15 protein-coding genes and 1 tRNA gene are annotated in these 15198 nt (G+C 68.4%); 8 read left to right on the top strand and 8 right to left on the bottom strand.

Annotated elements, in window-relative coordinates; translation table 11 throughout:
- Positions 1–71: 71 nt before the first annotated feature.
- Complete coding sequence (locus tag ACZ5MC_RS11785; protein WP_306600622.1) at positions 72–365, bottom strand: Ada metal-binding domain-containing protein; 294 nt, start codon at positions 363–365, stop codon at positions 72–74.
- Between the two features lie 78 nt (positions 366–443).
- On the opposite strand from ACZ5MC_RS11785, the gene ACZ5MC_RS11780 reads away from it, so the two are divergent.
- A complete protein-coding gene (locus ACZ5MC_RS11780) occupies positions 444–1583 on the top strand; it encodes an aldo/keto reductase (protein WP_464515899.1) in 1140 nt (379 codons plus the stop codon).
- Positions 1584–1592: 9 nt separating this feature from the next.
- On the opposite strand, the gene ACZ5MC_RS11775 is transcribed toward ACZ5MC_RS11780, so the two are convergent.
- The 4 genes from ACZ5MC_RS11775 to ACZ5MC_RS11760 all read right to left on the bottom strand — a co-directional run bounded on the left by ACZ5MC_RS11775 (position 1593) and on the right by ACZ5MC_RS11760 (position 4710).
- Positions 1593–1976: a YciI family protein gene (locus tag ACZ5MC_RS11775; protein WP_306600620.1), complete on the bottom strand. Its 384-nt coding sequence runs from the start codon at positions 1974–1976 to the stop codon at positions 1593–1595.
- Positions 1977–2062: 86 nt separating this feature from the next.
- Positions 2063–3307 carry an RNA polymerase sigma factor gene (locus ACZ5MC_RS11770; RefSeq protein ID WP_464515898.1) on the bottom strand — a complete coding sequence of 415 codons (1245 nt, stop codon included), beginning with the start codon at positions 3305–3307 and terminating at the stop codon, positions 2063–2065.
- A 42-nt stretch (positions 3308–3349) separates the two neighbouring features.
- A complete protein-coding gene (locus ACZ5MC_RS11765; RefSeq protein WP_464515897.1) occupies positions 3350–4021 on the bottom strand; it encodes a hemerythrin domain-containing protein in 672 nt (223 codons plus the stop codon).
- A 98-nt stretch (positions 4022–4119) separates the two neighbouring features.
- Positions 4120–4710, bottom strand: coding sequence for a methyltransferase domain-containing protein (locus ACZ5MC_RS11760; protein ID WP_306600616.1), 591 nt, complete (start codon positions 4708–4710; stop codon positions 4120–4122).
- 62 nt (positions 4711–4772) lie between these two features.
- On the opposite strand from ACZ5MC_RS11760, the gene ACZ5MC_RS11755 reads away from it, so the two are divergent.
- From ACZ5MC_RS11755 to ACZ5MC_RS11735, 5 genes are all read left to right on the top strand, one after another.
- Complete coding sequence (locus ACZ5MC_RS11755) at positions 4773–6941, top strand: hybrid sensor histidine kinase/response regulator (RefSeq protein ID WP_464515896.1); 2169 nt, start codon at positions 4773–4775, stop codon at positions 6939–6941.
- Between the two features lie 103 nt (positions 6942–7044).
- Complete coding sequence (locus tag ACZ5MC_RS11750) at positions 7045–7806, top strand: SPOR domain-containing protein (protein ID WP_464515895.1); 762 nt, start codon at positions 7045–7047, stop codon at positions 7804–7806.
- Between the two features lie 196 nt (positions 7807–8002).
- Positions 8003–8476 carry a VOC family protein gene (locus tag ACZ5MC_RS11745; RefSeq protein WP_306600613.1) on the top strand — a complete coding sequence of 158 codons (474 nt, stop codon included), beginning with the start codon at positions 8003–8005 and terminating at the stop codon, positions 8474–8476.
- A gap of 6 nt (positions 8477–8482) precedes the next feature.
- Positions 8483–8752 carry a MoaD/ThiS family protein gene (locus tag ACZ5MC_RS11740; protein ID WP_306600612.1) on the top strand — a complete coding sequence of 90 codons (270 nt, stop codon included), beginning with the start codon at positions 8483–8485 and terminating at the stop codon, positions 8750–8752.
- A 1-nt stretch (position 8753) separates the two neighbouring features.
- Positions 8754–9860: a WD40/YVTN/BNR-like repeat-containing protein gene (locus tag ACZ5MC_RS11735; protein ID WP_306600611.1), complete on the top strand. Its 1107-nt coding sequence runs from the start codon at positions 8754–8756 to the stop codon at positions 9858–9860.
- Between the two features lie 40 nt (positions 9861–9900).
- Here ACZ5MC_RS11735 and ACZ5MC_RS11730 read toward each other — a convergent pair whose 3' ends face one another.
- From ACZ5MC_RS11730 to ACZ5MC_RS11720, 3 genes are all read right to left on the bottom strand, one after another.
- Positions 9901–10797, bottom strand: coding sequence for a 4Fe-4S binding protein (locus ACZ5MC_RS11730; protein ID WP_306600610.1), 897 nt, complete (start codon positions 10795–10797; stop codon positions 9901–9903).
- Positions 10794–13016, bottom strand: a complete 2223-nt coding sequence (locus ACZ5MC_RS11725) for an LptF/LptG family permease (protein ID WP_464515894.1) — start codon at positions 13014–13016, stop codon at positions 10794–10796. The genes ACZ5MC_RS11730 and ACZ5MC_RS11725 overlap by 4 nt, the downstream gene beginning before the upstream one ends.
- A gap of 72 nt (positions 13017–13088) precedes the next feature.
- On the bottom strand, positions 13089–14090 hold the full coding sequence (locus ACZ5MC_RS11720; protein ID WP_464515893.1) for a KpsF/GutQ family sugar-phosphate isomerase: 1002 nt from the start codon (positions 14088–14090) through the stop codon (positions 13089–13091).
- A 108-nt stretch (positions 14091–14198) separates the two neighbouring features.
- Here ACZ5MC_RS11720 and ACZ5MC_RS11715 point away from each other — a divergent pair, with 108 nt between their 5' ends.
- Entirely contained in the window at positions 14199–14558 is a 360-nt protein-coding gene (locus ACZ5MC_RS11715; RefSeq protein ID WP_306600607.1) for a SpoVG family protein, read from the top strand.
- Between the two features lie 40 nt (positions 14559–14598).
- A tRNA-Gln gene (locus tag ACZ5MC_RS11710) sits at positions 14599–14673 on the top strand.
- Positions 14674–15198 lie beyond the last annotated feature (525 nt).

Here is a 15198-nt window from a genome sequence, read left to right as displayed (position 1 = left end):
TCCGGCGGATCCGGTGGAACCCGCGAGCCTGCTTTCCATCTGGAAGGCAGGCGCCGAGGAAGAGAAGGGAACTACGGCTTGCAGACCTTGCAGGCCTTGTAGCCCGCCTTTTCCGCGTCGGCCTTGGTGGCCAGCATGACCTTGTTGTCGGCCTTGATCTTCGCGCCCACGGCGCAGTCGGCCTTGTGATAGACCTTGGAGGCCTTGTTCGCCACGAAGCCGGTGGCGGCGGGCTTGGCTTCGGCCTTGGGCGCGGGCTTGGCTTCGACCTTGGGGGCCGGGGCAGGGGCGGGCTTCTTGGCGGCGGGGGCCTGGGCGAAGGCCGAGGCGGTCACAAGCAGGAGGGCGGCTGCGAAGAGCTTCATGGGTGATCTCCTGAAAGGTGGGGTGAGGCGCTCATGATGCCCCCCTTTGGCGGTAAAATCCATGCAAAGGATTAGCCCATGAAATACCGCACATTCCCGCGCATCCCAGGGGCGGAGGTCTCCGTTCTGGGGTTCGGCTGCATGCGGCTGCCCGTGGTGGGCGGCGACATGAAGCACATCGACGAGGAGGCCGCCCGGGCCCTGGTGCGCCGGGCCATCGACGGCGGGGTGAACTACGTGGACACCGCCTACGGCTATCACGGCGGCCAGAGCGAACCCTTCGTGGGCCGCGCCCTGAGGGACGGCTACCGGGAGCGGGTGCACCTGGCCACCAAGCTGCCCATCTGGCTCGTCGGCGGGGAAGGGGACGTGGAGCGCCTCCTGGACGAGCAGCTCCGGAAACTGGACACCGGGACGATCGACTTCTACCTGGTGCACGCCCTCAACGCCGAGCGCTGGGAGACCGTGGTCCGCCACCACGTCCTGCGCGCCCTGGAGCGGGCCCAGAAGGACGGCCGCATCCGCCACCTGGGCTTTTCCATGCACGACTCCCTGGATGTCTTCAAGACCATCATCGACGGCCACGCCTGGGACTTCTGCCAGATCCAGTACAACTTCCTCGACGAGGGCTACCAGGCCGGCACCCGCGGCCTGCGCTACGCGGCCGAGCGGGGCATCGGGACCATCGCCATGGAGCCCCTGCGCGGCGGCACCCTGGCCGTAGCGCAGCCCGCGGACGTCCTGGCGGTCTGGGCCCGGTCCCCGGAGCCCCGGACCCCCGCCGAGTGGGCCCTGCGGTGGGTGTGGAACCACCCCGAGGTGGTCACGCTCCTGTCCGGCATGAACACGATGGAGCAGGTGGAGGAGAACCTCGCCGTCAGCGACTCGGCCGCCGCGGGCGCCATGGGCCCCGGGGAGCTGGAGCTGGTGGAGGCCGTCCGCAGGATCTACGCCGCCCGGGTGAAGGTTCCCTGCACCACCTGCGGGTACTGCGCCCCGTGCCCCAGCGGCGTGGCCATCCCCGACGTCTTCTCCAGCTGGAACACCGGAGGCATGTTCGGCAACTGGGCTACCGCCAAGGGCGTCTACGACATGTTCATCGCCGGCGCCGGCCATGGCGGGGACCGGTGCGAGGCCTGCGGTGCGTGCGAACCCAAGTGCCCTCAGCAGATCCCCATCATGGAAAAGCTCCGGGAGGCCCACGCGGCGCTGTCCTAGGCCGGACGCCTACGTCGCGACGGAGCGGCGCCGTTCGCTTTCCTCGATCATGGGCTTCAGGTCCTGCGCAGGCCGGATCTCCCAGCGGCCCATCCGGATGCCGGGGTGGTTCGAAATGAGCTGGATGGCGTGATTCAGGTCCTTGGCTTCCAGAATCAGAAGGCCGCCCAGCAATTCCTTGGTCTCCGCATAGGGGCCGTCCGAAACGGACACCTTGCCGTTCTGGAAGCTGAGGGTGGTGGCGCCCTGGAGGCCTTCCCCGCTCACCCAGCTGCCGTTCTTCCTCAGCACCTCGTCATACGCGAAGCACTGGTCGATCATGGCATTTTGTTCGCTGGGCGATTTCCTCTCCCAGCTGTCCACGTCCAGGTAGCCGAAGCAGATGTATTTCATGGCGGTTCTCCCTGAAGGTCGTGCCTTCACCTTCTAGTCGATCGGGGATGGCCCGGATCGACAGGGCGCGTGCCGAATTCCGGAAATCAGCCCAATTCGCTCAGCCGGCGCTCCAGGAACCGCCGCTCGGGGTCCTGGCGGGCCAGGGCGAGGGCGGTGCGGTAGGAGGCCCGGGCTTCCTCCGCCAGCCCCAGCTGCCGGCAGAGATCCGCGCGGGCGGAATGGGCCAGATGGTAGGCGGCCAGATCGCCTCCCTCCAGGATGGCGTCGACGAGCGCCAGGCCCGCTGAAGGACCGTCCCGCATGGCCACGGCGACCGCGCGGTTGAGGCTGATGACGGGCGAAGGAGCGATCCTGGCCAGGAGGTCGTAGTACCCGACGATCCGGCGCCAGTCCGTGGCGGCGGTGCTGGGCGCCTGGGCGTGGGCCGCGGCGATGGCGGCCTGCAAGGTGTAGGGGCCGATCCGGCGGGAGGCCATGGCCTGGGCCACGAGCGCCGAGCCTTCCGCGATGAGGGCCCGATTCCATCGCCCCCGGTCCTGGTCGGCCAGGAGGACCAGGTCCCCGCAGGGGGACGTCCGCGCAGCACGTCGCGATTCCTGCAAAAGCATGAGCGCGAGAAGTCCCAGGACCTCCGGTTCCGGTTGAAGTCCTTTCAGGAGCCGTCCGAGGCGGATGGCTTCCCCGGAGAGGTCTGGGCGCATCAGCGATTCGCCGGAGGACGCCGAATAGCCTTCGTTGTAGACGAGATAGATCACCTGGAGGACGGTATCGAGGCGATCCGGCAGTTCGGCGGGCGACGGAACTTCATAGGGAATGCGCGCGTCGCGGATTTTCGCTTTGGCACGCACGATGCGCTGGGCGATGGTGGAGGGGGAGGCAAGGAACGCCCGGGCGATCTCCTCGGTGGTCAGACCACAGACCTCCCGAAGCGTGAGCGCTGAACGGGCTTCGGCGCCCAGAGCGGGATGGCAGCAGGTGAAGATGAGTCGAAGCCGGTCGTCCGGGATGGGCTCTTCCGCGTCTCCCGGCTCGTCAGGCGTGGCCGGGAGCTGGGCCTCGGTCAGCGTGTCCAGCGGGAATTCGAATTTCGCGCGCCGGCGGAGGGCATCGATGGCCTTGAAGCGGCCCGTGGAGATGATCCACGCCCGGGGCCTGGCCGGCACGCCTTCCGCCGGCCATTGCTCCAGCGCCGCCCGGAACGCCTCGTGCATGGCTTCTTCCGCGAGATCGAAATCGCCGAGCAGGCGGATCAAGGTGGCCAGGGCGTGCCGGGATTCGGTGCGGTAGAGGGCGTCGATGGTTTCGGGAAGGGTCTTTTCGGACGACATCGCGCGATTATCCCAGAAGGGCAGGCGACCTGGCTACGGACCCTAGCCCGCCAGTTCCAGGTCCCGCTTCAGCTTCTCCCACCCTTTCCCCGGCAGGGTCGGACGCACCAGGTCCAGCACCTTCCTGAACATCGGCTCCGGGGCCCCGGCCCGGATACCCGCCAGCTTTGCGGCACGCTGACGGGGGCTGAGGGCCGGGATCATCCACGCCAGCGCCATGCTCAGCTCCTCAGGCTTCAGGGACGCCACCAGGGCCCGCTCGATGCCGATCAGCTCGGCGTCCGTGTAGTTGGCCCAGAGCACGGCGTTGTTCTCGACCTCCTCCCGGTCCATGTGCTCCAGGTTCTCCGCCACGAAGACCGCCAGGCCACGGTAGAGCCGGGCCACCGCCTGCTCGCCGCCGGTGGCCACCGCGTCGAGGTCCAGCCACAGGTTCCGCAGGGACCGCTCGTGCCCCTCGTGGTCCTCGGCGAAGGCCTGGGTGGAACCGGGCGCGCGAGCCTCCATGGCGGTGTGGATGAAATCGTTCTCATGCTCCAGGTGCGTCCGGCACAGGCGGAGCAGGTCGCCGACCTGGCCGGTGACGGCGGCCGTCTCGGCCGGGTCCTCGGGATCCAGGCTCCCCACCTTGGCGAGGGTGTCGCCCATGAAAGCCCGTAGGGCCTTGTGGATATCCGCGTAGCCGTCAAACCGGCCGTTCGGGTTGTTGCTCATGATTGCCTCCTATGGGTCAGGTATGTCCCACAGCAAGGCTAGGGCGTGATGCGACTTGGAAAAACAGAAGAATAGGTTAAGGTCTTCTTAAAAATTTCTTACCCCCTGAACCTGGCCGCGACAAGGAACTCCCGGCCCTGCCGCCGGGGATGGCTCCGGGTCGCATGGTCCAGGTGGAGCACCTCGAACCGGGGTTCCACCAGCCTGCGGACCTCGTCCAGGGTCATGGCGTAGGGCGGACCCGGCGGCGTCGTGACCGCGTGGAAACAACCGGCCAGCCATAGCCCGCCCGGCCGCAACCGGCGGGCGCAGGCATCCAGGTAGGCCCCGCGCCGGTCCGGTTCCATGGCCGCGAAGCAGGTGTAGTCGAAGATGCCGTCGTACACGTCGACGGACGGTGCGAACCAGTCCTCCTGGACCCACCGGACGAGATCCCCGTAGCGTTCCCGCGCGCCCTGGACCGCCGCCAGGGCGAAATCCACCCCGGTCACCCGGAACCCGCGGCGGGCCAGCTCGGCGGCGTCATGACCGAAGCCGCAGCCCGGCACCACCCAGGCGGGGCCGGACTCCCGGCACGCCGGCAGGTCCAGCAGCTCGGCCAGGACGGGCGTTGCGCGGCCCATGTCCCAGCCGGGCCGGGGGGTATCCCGGTAGATGTCCTCCCAGAAAGTGCGGTCCTGTGCGCTCATCCCTCCATTGAACCAGCCTGGCGCGGAAAAGGGCTATCCTGTGTCATCAGAAGAGAACTCCCGTGACCCAGACCCCAGCCAGCACCACCCGGGAAGGCCGGAGCCGCTTCGGCACCGCGCAGCTGGCCCTGGGCCTGGGGGCCCTGCTCATCCTGCTGGTGGTGGCCGCCACCTCCACCTCCATCTATCTGCTCAGGCGGCGGGAAGTGGACCTCTGGCGCACCCAGATGGCGAGCCATTCCCTCGTCCTGGCCGAGCACGTCTTCCAGAACATGGCCACCGCCCACCTGGCCCTGGACGGCCTCACGGAACAGGTTGACGCCGCCGGCATCCGGGACCCGCAGGACCTGCGCCGGCGCATGGGGACCCCGAAGGTCTACGCGATGCTCCGGGACCGCACCGCCGGGATGCCCCAGGTGGACGTTGCCACCATCGTGGCCTCCAACGGCGACGTCATCAACTTCTCCCGCAGCTACCCGCCGCCTCCCATCAACCTGGGGGACCGGGACTACTTCCGCGCCCGCCTGGAGAACCCGGCCCTGGGCGAGTACATCAGCGTCCCGGTGCACAACAAGGGCAACGGGAAGTGGGTCTTCTACATCAGCCGGAGGCTCGCGAACGCCCGGGGCGACTTCCTGGGCCTGGTGCTGGTGGGCTTCTCAGTGGACGTGCTGACGGACTTCTACCAGCGCTTCGGTTCGGGCCTGGGAAGCGGGGCCTCCATCACCCTCTACCGGGACGACTTCACCATGCTCACGCGCTGGCCGAGGGTGGACGCGGAGATCGGGAAGCGCAACCTCACCGGCACGACGTACCACATCATCCACACCCAGGGCCTGCAGGCCGGAACGGCCTACACCGTGGACTACCGCATGGCCGACCACAAGCCCGTGGCCCGCCTGGGCGCGGCGCGGGTGGTGGCACCCTATCCCCTCATCGTGAACCTCACCCTCACCGAGGATTTCTTCCTGGCCAACTGGCGGCACCTCGCCCGGCTCATCGCCGCCGTGGCCGCGGCCAGCCTCCTGGCGATCCTGGCGGCCCTCCGCGTGCTGGTGCGCAACATCCGCCGGCGCGAAGCCGATCTGGCCGAGACCCTGGAACTCAAGCGGCAGGCCGAGGCCGCCAACGCCGCCAAGTCGAGCTTCCTCGCCACCATGAGCCACGAGATCCGCACCCCCATGAACGGCGTGCTGGGCATGTCGGAGCTGCTGCTCCACACGCGCCTGGACCCCGAACAGAGCGAGTACGTGCAGACCGTCCTGGCCTCCGGCCGCCAACTGCTGGGCATCATCGACGAGGTGCTCGACTTCTCCAAGATCGAAGCCTCCCGGATGGAACTGGAGAGCGTGCCCTTCGAACCGGCGGCCCTGGTGTCGGACCTGGCGGCCCTTTATTCCGAGAACTGCCGGACCCGGGGTCTGGTCCTGCGCACCGAGGTGGACCCCGGCGCGCCCGCCTGGGTCCTGGGGGATCCCGTGCGCCTGCGGCAGGTGGTCTCCAACTTCATGAGCAACGCCATCAAGTTCACGGAGGCCGGCACCGTCACCTTGGCCGTGGCCGCCGGCCCGGACCAGCGCCTGCGCTTTTCCGTGCGGGACACCGGCATCGGAATCCTCCCCGGGGACCGGGACCGGCTCTTCACGCCCTTCACCCAGGCGGACGGGACCATCACGCGCCGCTACGGCGGCACCGGCCTGGGCCTGGCCATCAGCAAGGGCCTGGTGGACCTCATGGGCGGGCGCATCGGCGTGGTGAGCCACCCCGGGGAGGGCTCGGAGTTCTTCATGGATGCGGTCTTCCCCGTGGCCAGCCCCGTCCCCGCCGCCCCCTTGACCGCCGCCGAGGCCGTGGGCACGGAGGCCCGCCCCATCCACGTCCTGCTGGCCGAGGACAACCCCGTGAACCAGAAGCTGGCGGGGACCCTGCTCGCCAAACTGGGCTGCACCTTCGAACTGGCCGCCAACGGCCAGGAAGCCCTCGACGCCGTGGACCGAACCCCTTTCGACCTGGTGCTCATGGACTGCCAGATGCCCGTGATGGACGGCTACGAGGCCGCCCGGCGGATCCGCGCGCAGGAAGGGGAGGGCAGGCGCCTGCCCATCATCGCCCTCACCGCCAACGCCACCCGGGAGGACGTCGAGCGCTGCACCCGCTCGGGCATGGACGACTTCCTCAGCAAGCCATACTCCACGCGGAGCCTGCGGGAGCTGATCGCGAAGTGGTCCTAGCCGCCACGGGGACCGGTCCGGCGCCGCCGGTGCATGAAAAGGATTGAATTCCGGCACGGGTTGGGATGATTATTACCCCGCTTCCTGGAGCCCCAGTCCGCCAATGAATCCTCGTGTCCTGTTCCTGCTGTGCACTGCCGGAGGCTCCATCCTGGCCGAAGAACCGGCCCGGATCCAGGTCTTCATGGCCATGCCGGCGGTCGTGCGGCGGGGCAGCCCCGTGACCCTCGCGTGGTCCGCCACCGGCACGGACCGGGTGAAACTGGAACCCCTGGGCGTGCAGCTCCCCTCCAAGGGCACCCTCAACCACGCCCTCATCGGCCGCACGACCTTCTGGCTCAGCGCCGTCAACGCCTGGGGCGGCCAGACCCTTCCCGTGGTGGTGGACGTCCTCCCCGACGAACCGCCGTCCCCCCCGCCCGCCATCGCCCCGCCCACTCCGCCGCCCGTGCAACCGCCCGTTCAGCCGCCCGCAAAATCGGCCGCCAGCTCGCCCGTGCCGGCACCCGTTCCCAAGGTCGCCAAGCCGTCTGCCATGCCCGCACCCCCGGCCGAGGCCGGGGCGATCTGGATCCAGTTCGCCGCCCTGTCCGCCCCCGCCAGCATCGCCCGCCTCCAGGGCGACCTGCGGCGCGCCGCGGGCATCGAGACGGTCCTCTCCGACGTGGCCGACCCCCAGGACCCCGGCCTCACCCTCAAGCGGGTCCGCCTCGGTCCCTTCGCCACCCCCCGCGCCGCCAAGGCCCGGCTCCAGGAGCTGAAGCCCCGCCTCGCCGGGCTGGCCCTGAAGCCCTACGTGGACCGGGGCGAGGACCCGGCCCCCAAGGCCCACCCGCGCCGCAGGCGTTCCGGGAACCCACCCTGAAGCCAGGCCGAACCGGCCCTGTGCCCAGGGGCAGGCTTGGTATCCTCAACGCTTGCAAATCATAACCAGTGAAGCGTGCGGAACCGCCCGGACTGCGGGACCGGGGACCTTCCCCTGGCGCTGTTCCAGCCCTGACCGGGACGCTTGAATCGGGATGCGGCTCTGACTACCCTTGAGGGCCCTGCGAGGAGTTCTCATGGAGAAGATCACCCCGTGCCTCTGGTTCGACGGCCAGGCCGAAGAGGCCGCCCGCTTCTACGTGTCCATCTTCGAGGACGGGCGCATCCTGGCGGTCACGCACTACGGCGAGAACGCCCCCAGCCCCGCCGGCACGGTCATGACCGTCCACTTCACGGTCAACGGCCAGACCTTCATGGGCCTGAACGGGGGGCCCGCCTTCACGTTCTCCCCGGCCGTCTCCTTCATGGTGAACTGCGACACCCAGGAGGAGATCGATCGCTACTGGGCCCGGCTCTCGGAGGGGGGCAAGGAGGTGGAGTGCGGCTGGGTCACGGACCGCTTCGGCCTCTCCTGGCAGATCGTCCCCAGGTCCCTGGGCGCCATGATGGCCAGCGGGGACGCCGCCGCCGTGCAGCGCATGGTCCAGGCGGTATGGAAGATGAAGAAGCTGGACCTGGCCGTCCTGGAGAAGGCCTTCCGGGGCGAATAGTCCGCCATGCCGCGCGTCGTCTTCACCGCCAACCTCCAGCGCCATGTGCCGTGCCCGCCCTGCGCGGTGGGCGGCGCCACGGTCCGGGAGGCCCTGGACAACGCCTTCGCCCGGGAGCCCCGGTTGCGGGGCTACGTGGTGGACGAGCACGGGGAGCTGCGCCACCACATGGTGGTGTTCGTCAATGGGATCGCCTGCGCCGACCGGCGCGGGCTCTCGGACCCGGTGACCGACGGGGACGAGGTGGTGGTGATGCAGGCCCTCTCAGGAGGCTGAAATGACCGGAGCGCTCCTCGTATCCACCCGCAAGGGCCTCTTCCAGGTGCGCCGGCAGGGGCCGGGCCGCTGGGGCGTGGAGGACCTCGCCTTCCGCGGGGACAACGTCACCCTCGCCCTTGCGGACGCCCGCGACGGCCACTGGTATGCCGCCCTGGACCACGGCCACTTCGGCGTGAAGTTGCACCGCTCCCCCGACCGCGGCGCCACCTGGGAGGAGGTGGCCGCGCCCGCCTACCCCGCGCCCCCGGAGGGGCAGGGGGAGGAGGTGGATACCCTGGGCCGCGCGATCCCCTGGAAGCTCATCCGGATCTGGTCCCTGGCGGCGGGAAGCGAGGCCGGCGAATTGTGGGCCGGCACCCTGCCGGGGGGCCTTTTCCGCTCCGCGGACCGCGGCGCCACCTGGTCCCTGGTGCGCCCCCTCTGGGACCACCCCGACCGGCGCGCCTGGATGGGCGGCGGCACCGACTACCCCGGCATCCATTCCATCTGCGTGGACCCCCGGGACGGGGAAACCGTCACGGTGGCGGTCTCCTGCGGCGGCGCCTGGCGCACCCGGGACCGGGGCCGCACCTGGACCTGCTGCTCCCACGGCATGCGCGCCGACTACATGCCGGCGGACCGGGCCCTGGATCCGGTGGCCCAGGACCCCCACCGGGTGGTCCAGTCCCCGTCCCACCCCGACGTCTTCTGGTGCCAGCACCACAACGGCGTCTTCCGGTCCGTGGACGACAGCTCGTCCTGGCACGAGATCACGGGCGTCCCGCCCTCGGTGTTCGGCTTCGCGGTGGCCGTGCACCCCGCAGACCCCGAAACCGCCTGGTTCGTGCCCTCCGACAAGGACGAGCGCCGCATCCCGCTGGAGGGCAGGGTGGTGGTGGCCCGCACCCGGGACGGCGGCCGAACGTTCGAGACCCTGCGCCGGGGCCTGCCCCAGGAGCACGCCTATGACCTCGTGTTCCGCCACGCCCTGGATGTGGACGCCACCGGTTCCCGCCTGGCCTTCGGCAGCACCACCGGTTCCCTGTGGGTGTCGGAGAACGGCGGGGACGACTGGCTCACCGTCTCAGAGCACCTGCCGCCCGTGCATGCCGTGACCTTCGTCTGACGTCGCGGGGCCTTCCTTTTAGCAGACACCCTCTGAGGGCCTACCAGGAATCCCCGGACTCCTCGACCCTGGGCGTCTCCCGGGGGGCCGCGGGCCGCTCGAAGGTCAGCAGGGAAGGGCGCCCCTTGTGCCCCTGCACCGTCTCGCACACGTCCACACAGTCCCCGCAGTTGAAGCAGCCGGCGGAAAAGCCGAGCTGCAGCTCCCTGTCCCGGGGGTCCACCTCCACGAAGCAGGCCTTCAGGCAGGCTTGGCAGGATCCGCAGGCGCCGAGGTCCTCGGGTCGGTAGCGCGGGCGGAGCACCTTGGCCGGGTCCGCGGCGGAGGCGGCCATGGCCTGCCCCATGCCGTAGATGCAGACCATGCGGCAGAAGTGGAAACGAACCAGGAAACCCGCGAGCCAACTCGAGACCAGCACGAGGGCCATCCAGGCCCACAGCACCACCTGGCCGTGGTTGCGCAGGTCCAGGGGCGAACCCAGCTCCCGGAGGATACGGGCTGGGGGATACAGATAGGCCGCCAGACTCGCCCCCAGCAGCAGCGGGGCGATGGCCAGGGTCAGCAGGGCCCCTGCCCTCAGCCCCAGGCGGTGCAGGGGGGACCGCCTCATCCAGGCGGCCACCAGCCGGTTCGAGCCCCAGCCCGCCGCCGTGCGGAGCCCCTCGAAGAATTCCACCAGGCTCCCGTAGGGGCAGGCCCAGCCGCAGAACACACGTCCCTTGAGGAAGGACAGCAGCGCCAGGGCCCACACCCCCACCAGGAAAGGAATGATCATCCCCAGCACATAGGGCCATTCCAGCGGGTAGGAGGTTCCCAGGTACACCACCCGCACCCCGGGCGCGTCGATGCGGAAGAAGCCCGTCCAGGGCACGAGGGTTCCCGCGACGAGGACCAGGATCTGCACCCCCCGCCGGGCGTGGTGCCGGCGGGCGCTCATGTGCGGAGCCGGTTCAGACGCAGGAGTCCGAACCCGAACAGCAGCAGCATGGGGCACAGAACCCCCCAGGCCGAAGGCAGGTCGCCCGCCTTGGCCGCGCCGCTGAAGAGCGCCTGCAGCCCCATGAAGACCAGCCCCGCCACGAGGCTGAACCCCAGGGCGGAACCCCGGCCCCCCCGGGGGGAAGGGAAGGCGTAGGGAAGCATGGCGAAGAGGAGGCAGGGTCCCGCAAGCCAGTTCAGGATTCGGCTCCAAATCAGTGTGGCTCTTTCAGGATCCGGCGCCCAGCGCTGCCACTGGAAGAGGTCCAGGGTCGCGGCGCTGTCCGCCGAGGCCGAGTCCCGCAGGGCCCGGCTGGGGAAGAGCCGGGAAGCCGCAGGCCCCTCTTCGAAGGCCATGCCGCCCCAGGGAAGGCCCTCGGCCTGGACGTCCCCCATCCTCCACTTGAGGAGGATGGGGGCCTCGCCGGGAGCCTTGAGGGGGAAGCCCCAGCGGGCCGAGCCGTCCAGGAACCAGACCACGCCGGTGGACCCCAGGTACAGCCAGGGCTTCGTCGCGGCCGCGCGGGCCGGGCGGCCCAGGATCTGCCGGTAGATGGGGTCGGCCTGGCGGTAGGCGAAGGGCGCCAGGAAGGCCTGGAGGATGAACGTGAGCACCAGGACGCTCCCCCATGCCTTGAACCCGGCCCGGCACCACTGGGCCAGGCTGGCCCCGCCGGCCCGCAGGGCCACCCACTCCCGGGACACCGCGGCGTCCGAAAGGGCGAGGACGCCGCCCAGGAGGAAGGCCAGCGGCAGCACCACCGACAGGAAGGGCGGCAGGTTCCACAGCCAGTATTTGAGGAAGACAAGCATGGAAACGTGGTTGTGGGCCATGTCCCCGGCGAGGGTCGCGTATTCGATGAGCAGGCTCAGGGCCAGGAAGGTCCCCATGACGCCCCCCCAGTTCTTCCACCACAGGCCGTCGGTCCAGCTGGCCAGGATATCCCGCCGGGACCTGCGCTTTCGAATCGCAGCCAGGAATGAAACCAACGTTTTCAAATATTTGGAAACGAAACCCAAACAGATCTCCGACGCCTTTTGCCGAAGTTCGTCCAGGTGGATGACCGTCTTGACGGGAAGCAGCCGCAGGAGCCGGTTGGAATGGTGCGGCTGGAGTTTCCGCCGCAGGAGCACAAACCCCGCCGCCAGGAAGACCCAGGGCAGGGCGAGCAGCGCCATCCGGGGGAAGAGGAGTTGGGATTTGGCGTATATAATCTGACTTTCAAAGTACTTAAGCAGGAGATAATAGAGCAGGATCACCCCGAGGCTCTTGACGATGGCTCCGCCGCGCTGAAACCGCGGATGCCCGAGGCCCAGGGCGATGCCCAGGAGGAGCAGGGCACAGGAGGCGACGGGGAGGGTGAGCCGGCGGGTGAGCTCCACGGAGGCCTCGACGCCGGGATGACCCAGGAGCTCCCGGGTCGATTTGAACCGGGCATTGGTGGCCTGGAGCAGCTTGGGCACCTCGGGCACCTTGATGGCGTACAGGTGCTCCTTTTCCTGGATATGCACGATGCTGCCATCCGTCCGGTGATAAACGCACCCGTTAAGGTCAACCATTTTTAGATTAATGCTTGTCTTCTCATGTGCCTTATCGCCGGGCCCCCAGAGGAGGGAGCGGGCCACCAGGTGCTGGACGCCCTCCCGGTTGACCTCCATGAGGTGCACCTGGCCGTCCGGGGCCATCCACACGGCGTCGCCGGGGGCGGTGCTGGGAAACCAGGGGGGAGAACCGGGGCGGAGGAACCGGGTCCGGGCCTCCTCGACCATGCTGGCCTGGGCGATCTGCTGGGTGGTGTTGGCCCAGGGCACCACCACATGAGCATTGAAGGTGGCCACCGCCAGAAGGATGCCCGCCAGGACGAGCCAGGGTTTGACGATGGCCCGCATGCCGACGCCCAGGCCCTGGGCGGCCACCGTCTCCGAACCGTCGGAGAGGTGCTGCATGCCCATGAGACCGCCCAGCACCGCCGCCATGGGCAGCACCATGCCGAGGTTGTCCGGGACGCTGAGGAGGAGCAGGGGCACCACCCACCGGAAGGGCGCCCCCATGGAGAAGATCTCCTTGGACAGTCCCACCACCTCGTAGGCCATGAGAAGTCCGCCATAGAAAACCAGGGCCGCCAGGAAGGGCCAGGTCCAGTTTTTCAGGAGGTATCTGCCGATGGTCGACCGCACAATCTAACTTTCGATAATGTATATTATGTAACCTAAGACCCAGACCGGCGAAGCTGAGAGGCGTTCTCAGCGCTAGATGACTTTGGCGCCCAGGAGATCGTGGATGTGGAGGATGCCGGCCGCCTGGTCCCCATCCTTCACGACGAGGAAGGTGATCTTGCGGGACTCCAGGATCCTGGCGGCTTCCTGGGCCAGGGTCTTCGATTCCACGGAGACCGGGTTGGCGGTCATGATCGCCTGGGCCGAGAGACCCAGGGGGTTGAGGTTCTCGCGCTGGGCCTTTTCCAGGGCGCGGCGGATATCGCCGTCGCTGATGATCCCCAGGAGGGTTTCCCCGTCCATGACGGTGGTCATGCCCAGCTTGCCCCCGGTCATGGCGGCCAGGGCGTCCACCAGGGTGGCGTCCTTCGGGACCCTCGGGAAATCGCGGTGCATCAGCTCGCTGGTCTTCAACAGCCGGGCCCCGAGGTTTCCGGCGGGGTGCAGCTGGGCGAAGCGCTCGAGGGTGAACCCGGTGCGGGTCATGAAGTAGGCGGCGAGGAGGTCGCCCCACAGGAGCTGGAGGGTCGTCGAGGCCATGGGTGCGAAGTTGAGGGGGCAGCCTTCGCCGTCGGGCAGCTCGTAGGTGAAGCACCAGGCCGAGGCGGTCGCCAGGCGGCTTCCGCCGTTGGAGGTGATGGAGGCGATGCCCACGCCCAGGCGGAGGAGGCTCGGAAGGAGCTTGAGGACCTCCTCGGTCTCGCCGCTGTTGCTCAGGATGAGCACGGTGTCCTGGGCGGTGATCATGCCCAGGTCCCCGTGGAGGGCGTCCGTGGGATGGATGCAGAAACTGGGGCAGCCGGTGGAGGCGAGGGTCGCCGAGATCTTCTGGGCGATGAGGCCCGACTTCCCGACCCCGGTGAGCACCACCCTGCCCCGGCGCCCCACGAGGTGGTCCGTGAAGGCCTCCAGCTGCGCCGGATCCCAGTGGGCCTCGAGGGCCTCCATGGCCCTGCGGGTGGCGGTGATGACCTGGAGCGCCGCCAGGGACGGGGCCTGGGCCTCGGCCTGGAATGAACCGGAACGTTGCGTCACCCTGCCCTCCTTGCTTCCTTGTGCACCGCCCCATGGTAGCAGGGCCCGACCAGGAGGCCCACGGTGCCCGCAAACCCAGGTAGACTGGAGGTCTGAGGACGACACGCCATGCTGAACATTACCGAAGTGCGGATCACCAAAGTGGACGGGGACGACAAGCTCCGCGCCTTCGCGGGGATGGTCCTGGACGAGTGCTTCCTCGTGGGCGACCTGCGGGTCATGGAGAACGAGGAGGGCTACTACGTCACCATGCCCAGCAAGCGCAAGCGGGACGGCTCCTTCAAGGACATCGCCTACCCCCTGAACCCCGACACGAAGGAATTCATCGAGCAGAAGGTCCTCGTGGCCTACGAGGCCGCCACCGGGAACCGCGCCATCTCCCGCATCGAACAGGGTGAAGCCACCACCGTGCGCGCCGACCTGCTGGGCGTGGAGGAGTTCGGGTTCACGCCCAAAGCCAACCCCTGACTGGACCCGGGACCCGGGGACACGCTAGAATCCAGTCACTTGGGGAGTCGCCAAGTGGTAAGGCAGCAGGTTTTGATCCTGCCTATCGAGGGTTCGAATCCTTCCTCCCCAACCAAAACGGGCCCCGGAAGGGGCCTGATTTGGTTGGGGAGGAAGGATTCGAATCGGCAATGGTGCGCAGGTAGGGCAAGGCGGACGCGCCCCGCGCGGCCGCCGGTCTCCCGAAGGGAGATGCCCGTGCGCAGCCAGTGCCGCGGCCCGGAGGGGAATCTCCATGCGCAGCCACGCCCGGCCTTGTGTTCTCGCGAGGGTTCTTCCATCGCCGACCCTAACGGGATAGCCCATTCGGAGGGAATTCACGACCTTTCACTAGAAATTCGGGGAAAAGACAGGGCAAAGCGCAGATGTGCGGTCCGGGCCAGGACAATCGCCTTTGGGCCCTTGCCGAAGAAGGCCCAATCAGGCCATAATTTAGGCCCAAATAGGCAACGATTCCACTGGTGGCTTCCAGTTTCCATTCAACAAATCCACCGATTCGAATTCCATGTTTGTTAAGCAATAAGCCGAAAAGATCGGCCAGGTTGCAAAAGGTATCAAGTAAAAAACATTGGCCAATTGAGCCGGTGAAATTTCTGGCTGG

Source organism: Mesoterricola sp. JemC181, from assembly GCF_055384585.1.
Note: the sequence above shows the minus strand (reverse complement) of the source record. Positions and strands in the feature narration are given on the sequence as shown.